At 72.7% G+C, this 19,716-nt stretch carries 20 protein-coding genes; 8 read left to right on the top strand and 12 right to left on the bottom strand.

Annotated features, from left to right (window positions below; translation table 11 throughout):
* Positions 1-84 precede the first annotated feature (84 nt).
* From GA0070603_RS25490 to GA0070603_RS25470, 5 genes are all read right to left on the bottom strand, one after another.
* Positions 85-1,152 carry a hypothetical protein gene (locus GA0070603_RS25490; RefSeq protein ID WP_091318798.1) on the bottom strand — a complete coding sequence of 356 codons (1,068 nt, stop codon included), beginning with the start codon at positions 1,150-1,152 and terminating at the stop codon, positions 85-87.
* Positions 1,149-1,643, bottom strand: a complete 495-nt coding sequence (locus tag GA0070603_RS25485; RefSeq protein WP_091318797.1) for a SigE family RNA polymerase sigma factor — start codon at positions 1,641-1,643, stop codon at positions 1,149-1,151. The genes GA0070603_RS25490 and GA0070603_RS25485 overlap by 4 nt, the downstream gene beginning before the upstream one ends.
* Positions 1,644-1,684: 41 nt before the next feature.
* Positions 1,685-3,475 (bottom strand): 3-hydroxyacyl-CoA dehydrogenase family protein, encoded by a 1,791-nt coding sequence (locus GA0070603_RS25480; protein WP_091318795.1) that lies wholly within the window; start codon positions 3,473-3,475, stop codon positions 1,685-1,687.
* A gap of 120 nt (positions 3,476-3,595) precedes the next feature.
* Positions 3,596-4,660 (bottom strand): alpha/beta hydrolase, encoded by a 1,065-nt coding sequence (locus GA0070603_RS25475; protein ID WP_091318793.1) that lies wholly within the window; start codon positions 4,658-4,660, stop codon positions 3,596-3,598.
* Between the two features lie 86 nt (positions 4,661-4,746).
* Positions 4,747-5,205 (bottom strand): FHA domain-containing protein, encoded by a 459-nt coding sequence (locus tag GA0070603_RS25470; protein WP_091318791.1) that lies wholly within the window; start codon positions 5,203-5,205, stop codon positions 4,747-4,749.
* Between the two features lie 250 nt (positions 5,206-5,455).
* Here GA0070603_RS25470 and GA0070603_RS25465 point away from each other — a divergent pair, with 250 nt between their 5' ends.
* Positions 5,456-6,958, top strand: a complete 1,503-nt coding sequence (locus GA0070603_RS25465; protein WP_091318789.1) for an aldehyde dehydrogenase family protein — start codon at positions 5,456-5,458, stop codon at positions 6,956-6,958.
* A gap of 18 nt (positions 6,959-6,976) precedes the next feature.
* Here the strand turns inward: GA0070603_RS25465 and nucS are convergent, their stop codons facing one another.
* On the bottom strand, positions 6,977-7,636 hold the full coding sequence (gene nucS / locus GA0070603_RS25460; RefSeq protein ID WP_091322299.1) for an endonuclease NucS: 660 nt from the start codon (positions 7,634-7,636) through the stop codon (positions 6,977-6,979).
* Between the two features lie 71 nt (positions 7,637-7,707).
* On the opposite strand from nucS, the gene GA0070603_RS25455 reads away from it, so the two are divergent.
* Positions 7,708-8,325 carry a DUF4126 domain-containing protein gene (locus tag GA0070603_RS25455; protein WP_091318787.1) on the top strand — a complete coding sequence of 206 codons (618 nt, stop codon included), beginning with the start codon at positions 7,708-7,710 and terminating at the stop codon, positions 8,323-8,325.
* A 49-nt stretch (positions 8,326-8,374) separates the two neighbouring features.
* Here GA0070603_RS25455 and GA0070603_RS25450 read toward each other — a convergent pair whose 3' ends face one another.
* Positions 8,375-8,923, bottom strand: a complete 549-nt coding sequence (locus GA0070603_RS25450; RefSeq protein WP_091318785.1) for a hypothetical protein — start codon at positions 8,921-8,923, stop codon at positions 8,375-8,377.
* A 693-nt stretch (positions 8,924-9,616) separates the two neighbouring features.
* On the opposite strand from GA0070603_RS25450, the gene GA0070603_RS25445 reads away from it, so the two are divergent.
* Positions 9,617-9,913, top strand: coding sequence for a DUF1540 domain-containing protein (locus GA0070603_RS25445; RefSeq protein WP_091318783.1), 297 nt, complete (start codon positions 9,617-9,619; stop codon positions 9,911-9,913).
* A gap of 117 nt (positions 9,914-10,030) precedes the next feature.
* Here the strand turns inward: GA0070603_RS25445 and GA0070603_RS25440 are convergent, their stop codons facing one another.
* On the bottom strand, positions 10,031-12,037 hold the full coding sequence (locus GA0070603_RS25440) for a protein meaA (RefSeq protein WP_091318781.1): 2,007 nt from the start codon (positions 12,035-12,037) through the stop codon (positions 10,031-10,033).
* 151 nt (positions 12,038-12,188) lie between these two features.
* Here GA0070603_RS25440 and GA0070603_RS25435 point away from each other — a divergent pair, with 151 nt between their 5' ends.
* The 3 genes from GA0070603_RS25435 to GA0070603_RS25425 are packed head-to-tail and all read left to right on the top strand — an operon-like array spanning position 12,189 to position 14,724.
* Positions 12,189-13,034 carry an ABC transporter ATP-binding protein gene (locus GA0070603_RS25435; RefSeq protein WP_091318779.1) on the top strand — a complete coding sequence of 282 codons (846 nt, stop codon included), beginning with the start codon at positions 12,189-12,191 and terminating at the stop codon, positions 13,032-13,034.
* Complete coding sequence (locus GA0070603_RS25430; protein WP_091318776.1) at positions 13,034-13,879, top strand: ABC transporter permease; 846 nt, start codon at positions 13,034-13,036, stop codon at positions 13,877-13,879. Before GA0070603_RS25435 ends, GA0070603_RS25430 begins: the two co-directional genes overlap by 1 nt.
* Positions 13,880-13,911: 32 nt before the next feature.
* Positions 13,912-14,724: an alpha/beta hydrolase gene (locus GA0070603_RS25425; protein WP_091318773.1), complete on the top strand. Its 813-nt coding sequence runs from the start codon at positions 13,912-13,914 to the stop codon at positions 14,722-14,724.
* 40 nt (positions 14,725-14,764) lie between these two features.
* Here the strand turns inward: GA0070603_RS25425 and GA0070603_RS25420 are convergent, their stop codons facing one another.
* Together GA0070603_RS25420 and murA are read right to left on the bottom strand one after the other, a co-directional pair.
* The gene (locus GA0070603_RS25420; RefSeq protein ID WP_091318771.1) at positions 14,765-15,613 is read right to left on the bottom strand and encodes a 3-hydroxyacyl-CoA dehydrogenase family protein; all 849 of its coding nucleotides are present in this window, start codon (positions 15,611-15,613) and stop codon (positions 14,765-14,767) included.
* An 87-nt stretch (positions 15,614-15,700) separates the two neighbouring features.
* The gene (gene murA / locus GA0070603_RS25415; protein WP_091318769.1) at positions 15,701-17,140 is read right to left on the bottom strand and encodes a UDP-N-acetylglucosamine 1-carboxyvinyltransferase; all 1,440 of its coding nucleotides are present in this window, start codon (positions 17,138-17,140) and stop codon (positions 15,701-15,703) included.
* Here murA and GA0070603_RS25410 point away from each other — a divergent pair.
* Together GA0070603_RS25410 and GA0070603_RS25405 are read left to right on the top strand one after the other, a co-directional pair.
* A complete protein-coding gene (locus tag GA0070603_RS25410) occupies positions 17,139-17,711 on the top strand; it encodes a cob(I)yrinic acid a,c-diamide adenosyltransferase (RefSeq protein ID WP_091318767.1) in 573 nt (190 codons plus the stop codon). The genes murA and GA0070603_RS25410 overlap by 2 nt on opposite strands.
* The gene (locus GA0070603_RS25405) at positions 17,687-18,106 is read left to right on the top strand and encodes a VOC family protein (protein WP_091318764.1); all 420 of its coding nucleotides are present in this window, start codon (positions 17,687-17,689) and stop codon (positions 18,104-18,106) included. The genes GA0070603_RS25410 and GA0070603_RS25405 overlap by 25 nt, the downstream gene beginning before the upstream one ends.
* A 54-nt stretch (positions 18,107-18,160) precedes the next feature.
* Here the strand turns inward: GA0070603_RS25405 and GA0070603_RS25400 are convergent, their stop codons facing one another.
* Positions 18,161-18,739, bottom strand: a complete 579-nt coding sequence (locus GA0070603_RS25400) for a hypothetical protein (protein ID WP_091318761.1) — start codon at positions 18,737-18,739, stop codon at positions 18,161-18,163.
* A 515-nt stretch (positions 18,740-19,254) separates the two neighbouring features.
* Positions 19,255-19,710 (bottom strand): DUF2550 domain-containing protein, encoded by a 456-nt coding sequence (locus GA0070603_RS25395; RefSeq protein ID WP_091318759.1) that lies wholly within the window; start codon positions 19,708-19,710, stop codon positions 19,255-19,257.
* Between the last annotated feature and the right edge of the window lie 6 nt (positions 19,711-19,716).

Raw genomic sequence — 19,716 nt, 5'->3', positions numbered from 1 at the left:
ACGGTTGCGACGGGGGCTCACGGTCACCAAGCGTACGGTCCGCCGGCCGGGCCGGCCCGGGTCGGGCGGCCCGGCCGGCGGAGCTCACTTCCAGGTCTCCGGGTCGGTCAGGTCCTTCGCCACCTGCGTCCCGGCCAGCACGGTCGCCATGTCGGCCTCGGTGAACGTCGGCTTGTCCTTGAGGTAGCCGTCGGTCCACGGCCCAACGACATCGGCGGTCAGGTGCGCCTGCGGGATGCCGAGCAGCTCCAGCTTCGTGCCGGCCGGGTAGAGGTAGGCGGGACGGCCACCCACCGTGCGGTTGCTCTCGGCGCGGCCGCCCGAGATCTGCGCCCCGTACAGCAGTTGCACCCACATGGTCGCCGGCTCCCGGAAGACGGTGAGCTGGACCGTGAGGCTGCCCGGGAAGGCGGTGACATCGACGGAGCAGGCGGTCACCGTGGCGCCCTCCGGCAACGAGGTGATCTTCAGCGGCGCCGCGCATCGTCGTGCCTCCTTCCAGCGCAGGGCATCCACGGCCGCGGCCAGCGCGCGCCGGTCGCCGCCGAGCGTGCTCGCCCTGGCGTACAGGCCGGGCGCGGGCCGCCAGGTCTTGACCAGCCCGCCGGTCGTGCCGCTCACGTGCCGGATCTCGCCGTCGAAGGTCGGTCGCCCCGGAACCGCCGAGGGCGGGAAGCCGTCGATGCTGAAGTCGAACGGCCGCGCGGACCGGTTCACCTCGACCAGGACCGGCTGGCCGCTTCCGACGCTGAGCCGGATCTGCTCGCCGCTCAACCCGTCGCTGGCCCAGCCCAGGTAGCGGGCCCGGCCGGTGTCGATGCCCAGGTGCAGCACCTGCGGGTCGGTGCCGACCAGGTCGGGCCGCTGGGCCGCCCCCGGCACCCCGTCGGCGCGGGGCGGCACCGGTGGGGCGGCGGTCGGAGTGGCCGCGCTCCAGGGCAGCCGCCCGGACAGCCCGCCGAGGTCCGTGCCGCTCACCCCGACGAAGCCGAGCACCCCGACCAGGGCCAGGGCGGTGCCGGTGGCGGTCCGGCGGCGCACCTGCCGGCGCCGGCCGAGGGCGCGGGAGTCCCGCAGCAGGCGGTGGGTGTCCGTCTCCCCCTCGGCGTGCTCCCGCAGCACCGAGGCGATCCGCTGGTCGAGGTCGGTCACGGCCGGCTCCCCTTGGTCGTCGGGACGCCGCAGCGCTCCCGGAGGTGGGCGAGCGCCCGCATCGCGTGGGTGCGGACGGTGACCGGCGAGCAGTCGAGGACCTGGGCGATGGTCGCGTCGTCCAGGTCCTCGTAGTAGCGCAGCACCAGCACGGCACGCTGGCGGTCGGGCAGGGCGCGGATCAGCCGCCACATCTCGTCCCGGTCGGCCGCCTCACCGCCGAGGTCACCCCGCTCGGGCCGCTCGGTGAAGGTGTCCACGGCCAGCTCCCGGCTGGACCGCCGGCGCCACCACGACGTGTTGGCGTTGACCAGCATCCGCCGCACGTACACGTCGGGCCGGTCGGCCCGGGCGATCTTCCGCCAGTGCACGTACGCACGGGCCAGGACGTCCTGGGTCAGGTCCTCGGCGCGGTGCGCGTCGCCGGTCAGCAGCCGGGCCAGGCGCAAGAGGGCCGGGCCGCGGCTGCCGACGTACTCCTCGAAGGTCACGCCCTGAAGACGCCGTCACCGGCGCCCGGTGTTGACCCGGATCAGCGCTTCGTGTGGTCGCGGAAACCGCGGCCGCTCTTGCGGCCCAGGTAGCCGGCGGTGACCAGGTGCTCCAGCAGCGGCGCGGGGGCGAAGCCCGGCTCGCGCAGCTCCAGGTAGAGCTCGCGCTGGATGGCCAGCGAGACGTCCAGGCCGACCACGTCGAGCAGCTCGAACGGGCCCATGGGGTAACCGCAGCCGAGCTTCATGGCGTAGTCGATGTCGTCGGCCGTCGAGTAGCTGGCCTCCAGCATCTTCACCGCGTCGTTCAGGTACGGGAAGAGCAGCGCGTTGACGATGAAGCCGGACCGGTCGCCGCAGACCACGCCGGTCTTGCCCAGCGCCGCGCACACCGCCCGGGCGGTGGCGCTGGTCTCCGCCGAGGTGCGGATGGTCTGCACGATCTCCACCAGCGGCATGATCGGCGCCGGGTTGAAGAAGTGCAGGCCGATCACGTCGGCGGGCCGCTGGGTGGCCATCGCCACGTCGATCACCGGCAGCGACGAGGTGGTGGTAGCCAGCACGACGCCCGGCTTGCAGATCTCGTCGAGGCTGGCGAACAGGGCCTTCTTGACGCTCAGCTCCTCGATCACCGCCTCGACGACCAGGTCGACGTCGGCCAGGTGGTCGAGGGTGGCCGACCAGGTGACCCGGCCGAGCGCGGCGTCCCGGTCCTCCTCGCTCAGCTTGCCCCGCACCACGCCCTTGTTCAGCGAGGTCTTGACCGCCTCGCAGACCTTGGCGGACTTCTCCGCGCCCCGGGTCACCGAGATGACCTCGTAGCCGGCCTTGGCGAAGACCTCGATGATGCCGGTGGCCATGGTCCCGGAGCCGACGACGCCGACCTTGGCAATCGCCCGGGCGCCGTCGGCGAGCGCGGCGCCCGTGGTCACCGGGGTGTGCTCGTCGGGTACGACCACCGGGGAGCCCGGCCGCTCGTAGGTGTAGAAACCGCGGCCGGACTTCCGGCCGAGCAGGCCGGCCGTGACCATCTGCTTGATCAGCGGCACCGGGGCGTGCCGGCGGTCGCGGCCGCCGCGCCGGTACATGGTGTCCAGGATCTCGTACGCGGTGTCGAGGCCGATCAGGTCCATCAGCGCGAGCGGGCCCATGGGCAGGCCGCAGCCGAGCTTCATGGCGGCGTCGATGTCCTCGCGGGTGGCGTAGCGGGACTCGAACATGCTCACCGCGTGGTTGAGGTAGCCGAAGAGCAGCGCGTTGGCGATGAACCCGGCCCGGTCGCTGATGGTGACGTCGACCTTGCCGAGCCGCTCGCAGAGCGCCTCCACGTCGGCCACCACGTCGGCGGAGGTGACCACGGTGCGGACCACCTCGACCAGCTTCATGACCGGCGCCGGGTTGAAGAAGTGGATGCCGATGACCTGGTTCGGCCGGGTGGTGGCGACCGAGATCTCGGTGACGCTCAGCGAGGAGGTGTTGGTGGCCAGGATCGCCTCGGGCTTGCAGACCCGGTCCAGCTCGGCGAAGATCCGCTGCTTCAGGTCCAGGTGCTCGGGCACCGCCTCGATCACCAGGTCCACCGAGTGCAGGGCGTCCAGCCCGACCTGCCAGTCCACCCGGGCCAGCAGCGCGTCGCGGTCGGCCTCGGCGAGCTTGCCCTTGGCGACCGCCCGGTCCGTCGAGCCGGTGAGGGTGGCCCGGCCGCGCTCCACGGCGGCCGCGGAGATCTCGACGGCCACCACGTCGATGCCGTTGCGGGCGAACACCTCGACGATGCCGGCACCCATGGTGCCCAGACCCACCACACCCACACTGGTGAACTCGCGCGCCACGACCGGCCTCCCCTTGGTCGACTCCGCCGGCATTGAACGGCGGCTAAGGTTATGCGCCGGAGTCTGCCACGTGACGCTGAGTTGTCGAGACGCGGTGGGATATTTCACGCACCGCGCCGGTCAGACCCCCGTGGGCACCCCCGCGAGCGCCAGCAGCTCGGCCACGAACTCGGCCGGCCGCTCCAGGTGCGGGCTGTGCCCGCAGCCGGGCAGCACCACCTCCCGGTACGTCCCGCCGGCCGCCGCGTACGCGTCGAGGACCGCCCGGGTCTGCCCGACCATCGGCTGCGGCGGGCAGTCGGCCTCCCCGGGCCAGCCGGGCACCACCCCGAGCGACCCGAGGTACGCCAGGTCGAACAGCGAGGTGTCCGAGACGATCACGTCGGCGTCGCCGCGTACCCAGGTCACCGGCGGCTTGGCCGGGACGGCGACCAGCTCGTCGGCGAGCCGGAAGTGGGCCGGCGCCAGCGCGTTGAGCACCCCGCGCTCCCCCGCCGCGGTGCCCGGCCAGTGCCCCGAGGCGACCGCCGTGCCGGGGTAGTTGTCGTTCCCCGTGGCGGTCGTCAGCATGCTCTCCAGCAGCAGGTCCTCGTCCCCGCCGAGCGACGCCGGGTCGGCCACGTACGCCGAACGCAGCACGTTGCGCGGGCTGGTCGGGCCGTCGGCGCCCCGGTCCCCCGCGGCCAGCCGGGCCACGAAGTCGGGGTTCGCGGTGCCCGCGCCGGTGCCGGCGAAGTCGGGCGTGGTGGGGGTGCCGTCGAGGTCCCGGGTCCCGCCGAAGCCGTACGGGGAGACCGGCGCCTCCAGCAGCAGCCCGGCCACCCGGTCGGGGCGGTCGACGAGCAGCCGCATCGCCACCCCGCCGCCGAGCGAGTGCCCCACGACCACTGGCCTGGCGCCGGGGGCGAACAGCCCGGGGGCGTCGAGCAGCGCGGCCACGTCGTCGGCGAAGTCGCCGAGGCCGCGGGTGGCGTCGACCGGGGCGGTGTCGGTCTCGCCGTATCCGCGCAGGTCGGGGGCGACCACCCGGAGCGTCTCCGGCAGCCGGGGCAGCAGCGGCTCCCAGAACGCGGCGGACGACACGTTGCCGTGCACCAGCAGCACCGGCACGCCGTCCGGCGGGCCGGCCACCCGGACCGCCTGGGTGATGCCGTTGGCCTGGACGGTGTGCCGCTCGCTCCGCATCCGCGCATGCTGGCACGGCCGTCCGCGACCGGTCCATGTGGGCGGGCTCCATCCGGCGCCGCAGGAGGGTGTGGCGGAACTCCGGGTCAGCGGTGCGCGTCGACCGCCAGGGGCAGCGCGCCGCGGGCCTCGACGGGCGGCCGCGGCGTGGGCGGGACCGGCAGCGGCAGGGTGGGCCGCTGGTCGCGGCGGGGCTGCCCGAAGCTCATCCCCACCGGGTCGGTGCGGGCCACGCCCGGGTCAAAGAAGCGCAGGTCGGTGCGGCCGAGCCGGATGACGTCTCCGTCGGCGAGCGGGACGCTGCCGGCGATCCGCTGGTCGTTGAGCCAGGTGCCGTTCGTCGAGCCGAGGTCGGTGAGCACCACCCCGTCGGGGGTGGCCTGGACCGTGGCGTGCCGGCGGCTCAGGTGCGGGTCGGCCAGCACGATGTCGGCGCTCGGCGCCCGGCCGACCAGCTGTGGATCCCGACCGACCCGGAAACTCAGCCCCCGCATCGCCCCGCCCGACACCGTCAGCAGCGGCATCAGTTCCGGATGCTCCTCCATGGACAGTCGACCTCCACCCCACCGTCGCTCCGCGGCGTCAGCCTGCCACCTCACGGTAATCGCTCCCACCACCGCGCGGTCACCCCCGTGACCCCGGCCGGCCATGTCCTGTTCAACGTTTCGGCGGGCGCCGCCGGTTCAATCGGCGGCACGTCCGTCGATCCTGCCGGGCCCGCGCACCGCCGGCCTGGGCAGAGTACGGGCTGCGCGGGACCTACCGGTGAGTAACGCTCGGGTCTAGACTTCGGCCATGACGGCTGTGCGTGTCCCGGGGACCCCGCTCATCGAGGACGGTCGACTGGTGTCGACGAGCCCGGCGACCGGCGAGGAGGCCGGACGGCTCCCGGTGGCGACCGAGGCGGACGTACGGGCCGCGGTGGAGCGGGCCCGCGCCGCCGGCGACTGGTGGGCCGGGCTGGGCTTCGCCGGCCGGCGCGACCGGCTGCTGCGCTGGCGCGGCGTGCTCGCCCGCCGGATGGAGGAGCTGGCCGACCTGGTGCACACCGAGGGCGGCAAGCCGGTCGGCGACGCCGTGGTGGAGATCCTCACCGCGGTGGAGCACATCGACTGGGCCGCCCGCAACGCCCGCCGGGTGCTCGGGCCGCGCCGGGTCCGCTCCCGGCTGATCCTCGCCGAGTTCACCGGCCACCTGGAATACCAGCCGTACGGGGTGGTCGGCGTGATCGGCCCCTGGAACTACCCCGTCTTCACGCCCATCGGCTCCGCCGCGTACGCCCTGGCCGCCGGGAACGCGGTGGTGTTCAAGCCCAGCGAGTACACCCCGGCCGTCGGGCAGTGGCTGGTGGACCGGTTCGCCGAGGTGGTGCCGGAGCAGCCCGTCTTCCAGGCGGTGCACGGGCTCGGCGACGTGGGTGCGGCGCTGTGCCGCTCCGGCGTGGCCAAGCTGGCCTTCACCGGCTCGACCGCCACCGCCAAGAAGGTCATGGCCGCCTGTGCCGAGACGCTCACCCCGGTGCTGCTGGAGGCGGGCGGCAAGGACGCCATGATCGTGGACAGCGACGCCGACCTCGACGCCGCCGCCGAGGCGTGCGTCTGGGGCGCGCTGACCAACGCCGGCCAGACCTGCATCGGCATCGAACGGGTCTACGCGGTCGACCAGGTCTTCGACGCCTTCGTCGACAAGGTGGTGACGAAGGCCGGCCGGCTCACCGTCGGCCCCGACGGCGCCGACATCGGCCCCATCACCATGCCGTCCCAGGTCGACGTCATCCGCCGGCACATCGACGACGCGGTGGCCCGCGGCGGCCGGCCGGTGCTCGGCGGCCCCGACGCGGTCCAGCCGCCGTACGTGCACCCGACCGTGCTTGTCGACGTGCCCGAGGACTCGGCCGCGGTGCGCGAGGAGACCTTCGGGCCGACGCTCACCGTCAACCGGGTCCGCGACGTGGACGAGGCCGTCGAGCGGGCCAACGCCCTGTCGTACGGTCTCGGCGGTTCGGTCTTCGGCCGCAAGCGGGCCGTGGCCGTCGCGCGGCGCCTGCGCTCCGGGATGGCCTCGGTCAACTCGGCGCTGACCTTCGCCGGCATGTCCACCCTGCCGTTCGGCGGTGTGGGCGACTCCGGCTTCGGCCGCATCCACGGCGAGGACGGGCTGCGCGAGTTCGGCCGGGCCAAGTCGGTCACCCGCCGCCGGGCCCGGTCGCTGCTGCCGTCGATGACCTTCGAGCGCACGCCGGCGGACGTCGCCCGCCTGGTCAAGGCCGCCAAGCTGATGTACGGCCGGGGCCGCTGACGACCCAGGCCCGCCCGCTCAGAACAGGGTCAGCTCGTCGCGCTCGATGCCGCGCAGCCGGTCGTAGTCGACCACCACGCAGCGGATGCCCCGGTCGGTGGCGAGCACCCGGGCCTGCGGCTTGATCTCCTGCGCCACGAACACCCCGGTGACCGGGGCGAGCAGCGGGTCGCGGTTCATCAGCTCCAGGTAGCGGGTGAGCTGTTCGACACCGTCGATCTCCCCGCGCCGCTTCACCTCGACCGCCACGGCGCCCTGGTTGGCGTCCCGGCAGAGCAGGTCGACCGGGCCGATCGCCGTCATGTACTCCCGCCGCACCAGCGTGAACCCCTCACCGAGGGTCTCCGGGTTCGCGGCCAGCAGCTCCTGGAGGTGCGCCTCGACGCCGTCCTTGCGCAGGCCCGGGTCGACGCCCAGCTCGTACGAGGTGTCCTGGAAGACCTCCTCCAGGGTGATGCGCAGCTCTTCGCCGGCCTTGTTGACCACCCGCCACACGCCTGGGGCCTCCTCCAGCCGGCACGGCGGGCTCATCCAGTTCAACGGCTTGTACGCCCGGTCGTCGGCGTGGATCGACACCGACCCGTCCGCCTTCACCATGAGCAACCGGGTGGCCGGCGGCAGGTGTGCCGACAGTCGTCCGACGTAGTCCACCGAGCACTTCGCAATCACCAACCGCACCCGACGAGGGTAGCGGAGCACCCGGCGTTCGCCGACGAGCGCCACTGGCGTACCGGTGCGATATTGAGATCGTGCTCGAAGTCCTCACCGGTTCCGGCCTCGCCGCCTCGGCGGGCCTGAACGCCTACATCCCCCTCCTGCTGATGGGTCTGCTCGCGCGCTACACCGACCTCATGGAGCTGCCGAGCGGCTGGCAGTGGTTGGGCAACGGGTGGGTCCTGCTGATCCTCGCCGTGCTGCTCGCCGTCGAGGTGGTGGCCGACAAGGTGCCGGTGGTCGACCACGTCAACGACGTGGTGCAGACCGTGGTCCGGCCCACCGCCGGCGGGCTGGCCTTCGGCGCCGGCTCCACCTCGGAGACGGTCACGGTCAGCGACCCGGACACCTTCTTCTCCTCACACCAGTGGGTGCCGGTAGTGGTCGGCGTGCTCATCGCGCTCGGCGTGCACCTGCTCAAGTCGGCGGCCCGGCCGGTCATCAACGCGACCACCGCGGGGTTCGGCGCCCCGGTGGCCAGCACCGCCGAGGACGCCACCAGCGCGGTCATGTCGGTGGTGGCGATCCTGCTGCCGGTCCTGGTGCTGGCGTTCCTGCTCGGGCTCGTGGCGTTCTTCTTCTGGTTCCTGCGGCGGCGTCGTTCGCGACGTCGTGAACGCCAGGCCGCCCGGGCCGCGGGGTTCCGGGTCTAGAGACGCCGAAGGCCGGCACCCGATCGGGGTGCCGGCCTTCGTGCTTGTGTCAGCTGTTCCAGTTGTGGGCGACGATGTCGGCGGCCTGCTGCTCCCACTGCGCGTACGCATCCGGGTAGGCCGAGACCTGCACGGTCTGGGCGGCCTCGGTCAGCGGCATGTCCTGCCACCCGTCAACCTGCTTCAGACCCTTCAGGAACGCAAGCGTCGAGTACTCCGGGTCGGTGATCTGCTCCGGCGTGCCCCAACCCGAGGACGGGCGCTGCTGGAACAGGCCCAGCGAGTCATGGTCATTGCGGTCGCCGAGGTGACCCAGGTTCTCCAGCTTCGACTCCTGCAGCGACGTGGCGATCGAGATGACCGCCGCCCGCTCCGGCAGACCGGCCTTCTTCGTCGCGGCGATGATCGCCTTGGCGTTGGCGGTCTGCTCGCCGTTCAGGTCGATGTGCGACTGCGCGCCCTGCACACTCACCGCGACCGGCTTGGTGCCCTGCACGGGGGCGGCGTCGGCGTGGGCGGCGATCGGACCGGCGAACACACCACCGGTGAAAGCCAGACCAGCAATACCGAGAACGCTCTTACGCAGCATCGTGTTCATGGGGGAAAGCTCCATTCGGGGGTTGGCGCACAGTGCCGATGGGGGTCAGCGTGTGCGCAAGCACCGTCAGGCGCTCAAAAGGGGAAAGTCTTGGGGGATCATCCGGCGTGCGGGGTGGGGCCTCTTCGTCGCGCCGGGATCATGTACAACGACCGGCGGCCCACCATCATTCCGGGCCCGGGACACCCACGTCGGCGGGCCGTCCTCCTCGATCGTGCACGGGCATACAACGACCCCCACCCGCCCGCCATTCCACCGCCAGAGTGCCGCCGACCACCCCGGAAACGGACATCCGGCGCAGACGACCTCGGTCGGTGGAACGCCATGTGGGTATCCCGGCCCCGGAGACATACAGGGCGTTCCACTCACCGGTCGGGGGCGACGCGTAAAGCTGACATTCCGTCCATTCCAGGCCGGCTACCGAGGGCGGGGCGCTGGGCGGTCGCGCTCATCGGGCACCGGTAGCCGGGCGAAGCCCGGTGGAGTCGGCGTTTCGCGTACCCCTTGGGTTTTATCCGGCTTGCCCACCCCGCAGGCGAGCGAAGGCCGCCGCCCGGACGAGCCCGCACTGCCGGACAGGGCGGACGGCCGGGCGGCGGGGGCACCCGACAGCGTGATCCAGGGGCGGATCTGCGGTCGAAGACCGGACGAATGCCTACATTTGTGGCTGACGTCCAGAGGAGGGCCGGAGAGATGACCGCGTCGATGGAGATGCCCCGGGTCCAGGAGTGCGCCGTCAGGTCCTGCGCCTACAACCACACCAACGACTGCCACGCCTTCGCGATCACGATCGGCAGCAGCGACCACGCGCACTGCCACACCTTCATCGAGATGCCGGTGCGCGGCGGCGTCGAGCAGACGCTCGCCCAGGTGGGCGCCTGCCAGCGGGCGGACTGCCGGCACAACTCGGACCTGGAGTGTCACGCCCCGGCGATCACCGTCGGCCCGGACATGGACCTGGCGGACTGCCAGACCTACGCCAGCCGCTGACCGGAGTCAGGCCCGCCGGAGGCGGCCTGACCCCGCCGGAGGCAGGGCCTGACACCGCCGGCCCGGACGGACCTCGGACGCCGGGTCCGACGGCCACGCGGGAAGCGCGGACGCCCCTCAGGACAGGCCGTTGGACTCCCGGATGACGGTGACCAGGTCGTCGATGATGCCGGTCAGCGCGAAGTCCTTCGGCGTGAACACCCGGGCGACACCGGCGGCCCGGAGCGCGTCCGCGTCGACCGCCGGGATGATGCCGCCGACCACCACGGGCAGGTCGGCCCGCCCGGCGGCGCGCAGCCCGTCCAGCACAGCCGGCACGGCGGCCAGGTGCGAGCCGGAGAGCACCGAGAGGCCGACCAGGTCGACGTCCTCCTCCACGGCGGCCGCCACGATCTGCCCGGCGGTCAGCCGGATGCCCTGGTAGACCACCTCGAAGCCGGCGTCGCGGGCGCGTACCGCGATCTGCTCGGCGCCGTTGGAGTGCCCGTCCAGGCCGGGCTTGCCGACGAGCAGCCGCAGCCGGCCGCTGCCCAGCTCGCGGGCGGTGGCGGCGACCCGCTCCCGGACCGCGCCCAGGCCGGGGTCGCCGCCGGCGCCGGCCGCGCCGGCCAGACCGGTGGGCGCCCGGTACTCGCCGAACACCTGGCGCAGCGCGCCGGCCCACTCGCCGGTGGTCACCCCGGCCCGGACGCACTCCAGCGTCGCCGGCATGAGGTTCGTCGTGGTCGCGGCGTCCGCGCGCAGCCGGGCGAGTGCCGCGTCCACGGCCGCCGTGTCCCGGCCGGCCCGCCACTCGCGTACGGCGGTGGCGGCGGCCGCCTCGACGGCGGGGTCGACCTGCTCGATGGCCTCGGCGCCGGCCGCGGTCAGCGGCGACGGCTCGGTCTCGGTGAACCGGTTGACGCCGACCACCACGTCGGCGCCGGACTCCATCCGCCGACGCCGGTCGGCCAGCGAGGCGACGAGGGCGCTCTTGAGGTAGCCGGTCTCCACGGCGGCCACCACGCCGCCCATCTCCAGCACCTTCTCCAACTCGACCCGGGCCCCGGCGACGATGTCGTCGACAAGCGCGGTCATCACGTGCGAGCCGTCGAACAGGTCCGGGTATTCGAGCAGGTCCGACTCGTACGCCAGCACCTGCTGCATGCGCAGCGACCACTGCTGGTCCCACGGACGGGGCAGGCCGAGCGCCTCGTTCCAGGCGGGCAGTTGCACGGCCCGGGCCCGGGCGTCCCGGGACAGGGTGACGCCGAGCATCTCCAGCACGATGCGCTGGATGTTGTTCTCCGGCTGCGCCTCGGTGAGGCCCAGCGAGTTGACCTGGACGCCGTACCGGAAGCGGCGCTGCTTCGGGTTCTCCACGCCGTACCGGTCGCGGGTGATCTCGTCCCAGAGCGCGCCGAACGCGCGCATCTTGGCGATCTCCTCGACGAAGCGCACGCCGGCGTTGACGAAGAAGGAGATCCGCTGGACCACGTCGCCCATCCGCTCGGCGGGCACCTGGCCGGAGTCGCGTACCCGGTCGAGCACGGCGACCGCGGTGGCCAGGGCGAAGCCGACCTCCTGCACGGGCGTCGCGCCGGCCTCCTGGAGGTGGTACGAGCAGATGTTGACCGGGTTCCACTTCGGCATCTCGCGCAGGGTGTACGCGATGATGTCGGCGGTCAGCCGCAGCGAAGCCGCCGGCGGGAAGATGTACGTCCCGCGGGACAGGTACTCCTTGATGATGTCGTTCTGCGTGGTGCCGGCGCAGCGGGCCAGCTCGGCGCCCTGCTCGGCGGCGACCGTGCCGTAGAGGCCGAGCAGCCACATGGCCGGCGCGTTGATGGTCATCGAGGTGTTCATCTCGGCGAGCGGGATGCCGTCGAAGAGGGCCCGCATGTCGCCGAGGTGCGCCACCGGCACGCCCACCCGGCCCACCTCGCCGGTGGCCAGCTCGTGGTCCGGGTCGTAGCCGGTCTGGGTGGGCAGGTCGAAGGCGACCGAGAGACCGGTCTGCCCCTTCGCGAGGTTGCGGCGGAAGAGCGCGTTGGTGGCCGTGGCGGAGGAGTGCCCGGCGTAGGTGCGCATCACCCAGGGCCGGTCACGCTCGGGCAGCCGCCCCGAAGGAGCCTTCTCGTCCATGGCCGGAGTTTAAGTTACCGTTCAGTAAAACGGGCTGTGGAAAACCACACAGGTCCATGGAGCGGACCGACGGGCACGGGCGGCGCGACATGGCCGACACCACCACACCCCGGGCCCCCGGCCAGGCCGCCGGAGTCGCACACTGGACGTCATGGATGACGAGCTCGCGATCTCCGTACGGGGACTGCGCAAGGCGTACGGCGACACCGTCGCGGTGGCGGGGGTGGACCTCGACGTCCACCGCGGCGAGGTGTTCGCCCTGCTCGGCCCGAACGGCGCGGGCAAGACCACCACGGTGGAGATCCTGGAGGGCTACCGGCGGCGCGACGCCGGCGAGGTCCGCGTGCTGGGCGCCGACCCGGCGCACCCCGACCCGGGCTGGCGGTCCCGCGTCGGCATCGTGCTCCAGGGCACCGGCGAGTTCGACGAGCTGACCGTGGCCGAGGTGGTGCGGCACTTCGCCGGCTTCTACCCGGACGCCGACGACCCGGACAAGGTGGTCGAGCGGGTCGGGCTGGGCGCCAAGGCCCGGGCGCGCACGCACACCCTCTCCGGCGGGCAGAAGCGCCGGCTGGACGTGGCGCTGGGCATCGTGGGCCGCCCCGAGCTGCTGTTCCTCGACGAGCCCACCACGGGCTTCGACCCGGAGGCCCGGCGCGAGTTCTGGGAGCTGATCCGCGACCTCTCGGCCGCCGGCACCACCATCGTGCTCACCACCCACTACCTCGACGAGGCCGAGGCCCTGGCCGACCGGGTCGGGGTGATCGCCGCCGGCCGGGTGGTCGAGGTGGCCCCGCCGAACCGGCTGGGCAACCGGCAGGAGGCGCTGGCGACGGTCTCCTGGCGTACCCCGGACGGGACGCCGGAGACGGCCGAGACCGCGACGCCGACGGCGCTGGTGGCGGAGCTGGCCGCGCGCTTCGGCGGCGAGGTCCCGGGCCTCACCGTGACCCGGCCGACCCTGGAAGACGTCTACCTGCGGATGATCGGACACTGATGACGACCACCACGAAGCCGGCCGCGCCGGTCGCCGCCGCCCCGGGTCGCCGGCCGGGCGGGGCCTCGCTCGCCCTGCGGCAGGGCCGGCTGGAGATCACCCAGTTCCTGCGCTCCCGGGAGTCCGTCGTCTTCACGATGGGCTTCCCGGTCATCATGATCCTGATCTTCGCGGCGATCTTCAACGACGAGATCGCCCCCGGCGTCAGCTACACGCAGTACTTCATCACCGGCATGATCGCGACCGGTCTGATGACGGTGAGCTTCCAGAACCTCGGCATCTGGATCCCGATCGAGCGGGACCGGGGCGTGCTCAAGCGCTACCGGGGCACCCCGATGCCGAAGTGGGTCTGGTTCGCCGGCAAGGTGCTCATGGTGGTGGCCATCGGCATCGCCGAGACGGCGCTGCTGCTCGCCGTGTCGGTGGCGCTGTTCGACCTGAAGCTGCCGGCGACGGCCGCGAAGTGGGCCACCTTCGGCTGGGTCGCCGTCCTCGGCGTCACCGCCTGCACGCTGTGCGGCATCGCCATCTCCTCGCTGGCCCGCACCGCCCGCAGCGGCTCGGCCGTGGTCACCCCGGTGGCCCTGGTCCTCCAGTTCATCTCCGGCGTGTTCTTCGTCTTCACCAGCCTGCCGAGCTGGATGCAGCAGGTCGCCGCGCTCTTCCCGCTCAAGTGGATGTGCCAGGGGCTGCGCTCGGTCTTCCTGCCGGACAGCTTCGGGGCGCAGGAACCGGGCGGCTCGTTCGAGCTGGGCCGCGTCGCCCTGGTGCTCGGGCTGTGGTGCGTGATCGGCCTGGTGCTCTGCCTGACGACCTTCCGCTGGACCACCAAGCGCGACGGCTGACGGCGCGCACCGCGGGTGGCACACTCGCGGGCATGGCTCACCTCCTGACCCGGCGCACCCTGCTGGGCGCCGCAGCCGGCGTGGCCGGCGCCGCGGTGGTCGGCGGGCTCGCCGCGCGGCAACTGGCCGAGCCCCGGCCCGGGCCGGCGCCCGCCGTGCCCGACGCGCCGGCCGGGGACGAGCGCCTGATCCGCATCCGGTCCGGGGCCCGCGACCGCGAGGTGGACTTCTGGACGGCCGTGCCCGAGGGGTACGGCGACGGCCGCGGCCTGCCGGTCTGCCTGGTGCTGCACGGCGCCTCGGCCACGCCCCGCGACTACGGCCGGTTCGGGCTGGCCCGGTTCCTCACCGACGCGGTACGCCGTGGCGCCCCGCCCTTCGCGCTGGCCGGGGCCACCGGTGGCCGGCTCTCCTGGCGCCGCTCCGGCGACGACGACCCGCAGCGGATGGTCCGCGAGGAGGTGCCGACCTGGTGCGCCCGGCGGGGCTTCGACAGCAGCCGGCTCGCCGTGTGGGGCTGGTCGATGGGCGGGTTCGGCGCGCTGCTGCTCGCCGAGGCGTACCCCGGTTGGCTGCGCGCGGTGGCCGCCTTCTCCCCCGCGGTCCGCCCGGGCGACGCGGTCTTCGCCGGCGTGGACCGGCTGCGCGGCACCCCGGTCGGCCTCTGGTGCGGCCGGCAGGACAACTTCCTCAAGGACGTCCGCGCGCTGGCCCGGGCGCTGCCCGAGCCCCCGGCACGCGCCGCCTGGGCCGACGGCCGGCACAACTTCGCCTACTGGGGCACCGTGATCCCGGACGCGTTCGGCCTGATCGGCGCGGCCCTCACCCCGCCCCGGAAGACGTGACGCCCCCGACCGGGGCGGCCGGGGGCGTCATCCGCACGGATCAGTAGCTGTAGAAGCCCTGGCCGGTCTTGCGACCCAGGTCGCCGGCCGTCGCCATGCGCTGGAGCAACTCCGGCGGGAAGAACTTCTCGTCGGCGGTGTCGGTGTAGATGTTCCGGGTGGCGTTGAGCAGCACGTCCACGCCGGTCAGGTCGACAGTGGCCAGCGGGCCCATGGCGTGGCCGAAGCCCAGCTTGCAGGCGGTGTCCAGGTCCTCGGCGGAGATCACGCCGGCCTCGACCAGCTTGACCGCCTCCATGGCGAGGGCGCAGATCAGCCGGGTCGTGACGAAGCCGGCGATGTCCCGGTTGACCACCACGACCGTCTTGCCGATCTCCTCGGCGAACGCCTTCGCCGTGGCCAGGGCCGCGTCGCTGGTCTTGTAGCCGCGGACCAGCTCGCAGAGCTTCATCATGGGCACCGGCGAGAAGAAGTGGGTGCCGACGACCGACTCCGGGCGCTCGGTGGCGGTGGCGATCTGGGTGACCGGGATGGCCGAGGTGTTGGTGGCCAGCACCGCGTCCGACTTGCAGATCTTGTCCAGCGCGCGGAACACCTCGTGCTTGATCTCGATCTTCTCGAAGACCGCCTCGACGACGATGTCCGCGTCGGCCGCCGCTTCCAGCTCCGTGGTCGGCGTGATCCGGGCCAGGGTCGCCTCGACCTCGGACGCCTCGATCTTCCCCTTCTCGGCGAACTTCTGAAGCGACTTCCGGATGCCGTCGACGCCCCGCCTGGTGGCCGCGTCGTCCAGGTCGCGCAGCGTCACCTGCCAGCCCGCCTGCGCCGCCACCTGGGCGATGCCCGAGCCCATCAACCCGGCACCGACGACCGCGAGTCGACCCGCCATCTGCTTCTCCCTCGCTGGAACTCGCTGAAATGAGTGTCTGCGAGCACCCTAGTCGGGGAGGCTGAACGACTGCTAAGGGCGGGCCCCTCAGATGGCGAGGTCCGGTTCGTCGGGCGCCGTGCCGCGTTCCACCTCGACGCCGAGGGCCCGCAGGTCGGCCACGAAGTCCGGATAGCCGCGGTCGACGTGGTGCACGTGGGAGACCTCGGTGACCCCGTCGGCGCAGAGCCCGGCGATGATCAGACCGGCGCCGGCCCGGATGTCGGTGGCGCGTACCGGGGCGCCGGAGAGGCGGTCGTGGCCGCAGACCAGGGCGTGGTGGCCGTCGGTCCTGATGTCCGCGCCGAGCCGCATCATCTCGTTGGCGAACATGAACCGGCCGTCGAAGATGTTCTCGGTGATCAGCGAGGCCCCGTCGCTGACCGCGGCCAGCCCGATCGCCATCGGCAGCAGGTCGGTGGCGAAGCCCGGAAAGGGCAGGGTGACCACGTCGACGGCCTTCGGCCGGTCGTCCATGCGTACCCGGAAGGCGCCGCCCCGGGTCTCCACCAGGCCGCCGGCCGAGACCAGCTTGTCCAGCGCGACCTCCAGGAAGGCCGGGTCCACGCCGGTCACGGTCACGTCGCCGCGGGTCATCGCGGCGGCGAACGCCCACGTCCCGGCGACGATCCGGTCCCCCACCGTGGCGTGCCGGACCGGGCGCAACTCGGGCACACCGGTGATGTGCAGGGTCGACGTGCCGGCCCCCTCGATCCGGGCGCCCATCCGGTTCAGCATGGTGCAGATGTCGACGATCTCCGGCTCCCGGGCCGCGTTGTCGATAGTCGTGGCGCCCCGGGCCAGCACCGCCGCCATCACCAGGTTCTCGGTGGCGCCGACGCTCGGGAAGTCCAGCAGGATGTCCGCGCCGTGCAGCCCGTCCGCGGCCTCGGCGATGACGAAGCCGTGCTCGCCGGAGATCTCCGCGCCCATCCGGGCCAGCCCGGCGATGTGCATGTCCAGGCCGCGGGAGCCGATGGCATCCCCGCCGGGGTGGGCCACCCGCACGTACCGCCGGCGGGCCAGCAGCGGCCCGAGCACGCAGATCGACGCGCGCAGCCGGCGGACCAGGTCGTAGTCGGCCTCCGCGCCCGGCTGCTCCGGCACGTCGATCACCACCGACCGGGACCGTTCCACCCCGCCGCGGGCCACCATGGGGTCGACCGGGTCGTCGGCGGCGAAGCGTACGACGCAGCCGAGCCGGCGCAGCACCTCCCCCATGATGGCGATGTCGGTGATCCGGGGGACGTTGGTGATCACGCTGCGCCCAGGGGCGAGCAGCGCCGCCGCCATCAGCTTCAACGCCGAGTTCTTCGCCCCGACCACGTGCACGGTGCCGGCCAGCCGGGCCTCACCGAGCACCCGGATGACGTCGACGTCGTTGACCGCCGGGTCGCCGGCGTCACCCGGCCCCACCCCGACCGGCCAGGCCGTGCGGGCCGGCCGCGCCGGGATCGTCAGGTCCGGTATCCGTAGGCTGTGCGTCATGGCCGTCCACCTCACGCGCATCTACACCAAGGCCGGCGACGCCGGCATGACCAGGCTGAGCAACAACGAGCAGGTGCCGAAGACCGATCCGCGGATCGCCGCGTACGCGGACGTGGACGAGTGCAACGCCGCCATCGGCGTCGCGCTCGCCCTTGGGCAGCTCCCCGACGAGCTGCGGGCGGTGCTGGGGTCGATCCAGAACGACATGTTCGACGTCGGCGCGGACCTGGCGACCCCCGTGGAGCCGGACCCGAAGTACCCGCCGCTGCGGGTGACCGAGGAGTACGTGGAGCGCCTCGAGGGCTGGTGCGACGAGTACAACGCGCGCCTGAGCAAGCTCGACTCCTTCATCCTCCCCGGCGGCACCGCTGGCGCGGCGCTGCTGCACGTGGCACGGACGACCGCCCGGCGCGCCGAGCGTGCGGCGTGGGCGCTGGTCGCGCACGACCCGGACCGGACCAGCACGCTCCCGGCAAAGTATCTCAACCGGCTCTCCGATCTGCTCTTTATCCTGTCAAGAACGGCAAATCCGGATGGGGATGTGCTATGGGTGCCGGGCGGCAAGCGTTGACCGTCGGCGCGCTGCACCACGTGGAGGTGTGGGTACCCGATCTCGCCGCTGCCAGGCGTAGTTGGGGCTGGCTCCTCGGTGAACTGGGCTGGACGCCGTACCAGGACTGGCCGGCCGGCCGGTCCTGGCGGCTCGGCCCGACGTACCTGGTCCTGGAGGAGTCGCCGGCGCTCACCGGGCGCGCCCACGACCGGTGCGCGCCGGGCCTCAACCACCTGGCCTTCCACGCCGGCCCGCCGGCCGCCGTGGACCGGCTGGTCGCCGCCGCGCCCGGGCACGGGTGGGAGCTGCTCTTCCCGGACCGGCACCCGCACGCCGGCGGCCCGGAGACCTACGCCGCCTACCTCTCCGACATGCAGGGGTACGAGGTCGAACTGGTCGCCGGCACCGGCTGACCCGGATACGCCGAAGGCCGGCACCCGCTCGGGGTACCGGCCTTCGTGCGTGTGTCAGCTGTTCCAGTTGTGGGCGACGATGTCGGCGGCCTGCTGCTCCCACTGCGCGTACGCATCCGGGTAGGCCGAGACCTGCACGGTCTGAGCGGCCTCGGTCAGCGGCATGTCCTGCCACCCGTCAACCTGCTTCAGACCCTTCAGGAACGCCAGCGTCGAGTACTCCGGGTCGGTGATCTGCTCCGGCGTGCCCCAACCACTGGACGGGCGCTGCTGGAACAGGCCCAGCGAGTCATGGTCGTTGCGGTCGCCGAGGTGACCCAGGTTCTCCAGCTTCGACTCCTGCAGCGACGTGGCGATCGAGATGACCGCCGCCCGCTCCGGCAGACCGGCCTTCTTCGTCGCGGCGATGATCGCCTTGGCGTTGGCCAGCTGCTCATCGTTCAGGTCGATGTGCGACTGCGCGCCCTGCACACCGTGCGGGATCAGCTTGTCACCCTGCACGCTCACCGCGACCGGCTTGCTGCCCTGCACGGGGGCGGCGTCGGCGTGAGCGGCGATCGGACCGGCGAAGATGCCGCCGGTGAAGGCCAGACCAGCAATACCGAGAACGCTCTTACGCAGCATCGTGTTCATGACAAAGCTCCTTGGGGGTTGGCGCACCACGCCGACGGGGGAGGTCGGCGGCGCGCAAGCACCGTCAGGCGCTCAAAGAAAGTTCTGGGGGGATCATCCGGTGCGCGGGGCGGAGCCTCTTCGTCGCGCCGGGATCATGTACAACGACCGCCGGCCCACCATCATTCCGGGCCCGGCACACCCCGCTGGGCGGGGCGCCTTCCTCGGTCGTTCACGGGGATACAACGACCCCGGCCCGCCCGCGATTCCGCCGCCGGAGTGCCGCCGACCACCCGCGAACCGGACATCCGGCGCACACGACCTCGGTCGGTGGAACGGCATGGGTGTATCCGGACGCCGGAGACACCCATGGCGTTCCACTCAACGGTCGGGGGCGACACGGAAGCGGACATTGGGTCCCACTCCGAGCCGGTCCGGCGCGTTCATCGGGCCACCGGTAGCCGGGCGGAGCCCGGTGGGGCCGGCGCTCCGCGTACCCCTTGGGGTTTATCGGGCTTGACCCCCAGCGAGCCAGGTCAGGCGGCGGGCCAGTCCTGGGAGGCCAGACGCGGCGAGACCGCCCCGGGTGGGGCGGCCTCGAGCCAGGAGAGGAAGCCGGTGACCGTGGACCGCGCCATGGCGATCTCGACCGGGGCGTGGTTGCTGGTACAGCGCAGGATCACCCAGTCGGCCGGCATGGAGAGCCGTTCCTGGCCCTCGGGCAGCCGGCGCCGCTCCACGGCCAGCGTCTTGCGGGAGAGCACCCGCTTGGGACGCAGGGCGAAGCTGAACATGCGGTACCAGCGGAGTTCGTCGCCGACGAAACGGCCGAAGCCGGGAGACCAGCCTCGGCCGTCGAGGATCGTGGACACCCGGACGCTGAGCCGGATGATGCCTCCGCTACGGGTGTAGAGAGCCCGCCGGATGAAGAGGATCAGAAGCGCCGCGAAGACGACCGCGACGCCGATTCCGATCCCTTCCACGATCTCCATCGGCGG

The organism is Micromonospora chersina (genome assembly GCF_900091475.1).
In the GTDB taxonomy this organism is placed as follows: Bacteria; Actinomycetota; Actinomycetes; order Mycobacteriales; family Micromonosporaceae; genus Micromonospora; species Micromonospora chersina.
Note: the sequence above shows the minus strand (reverse complement) of the source record. Positions and strands in the feature narration are given on the sequence as shown.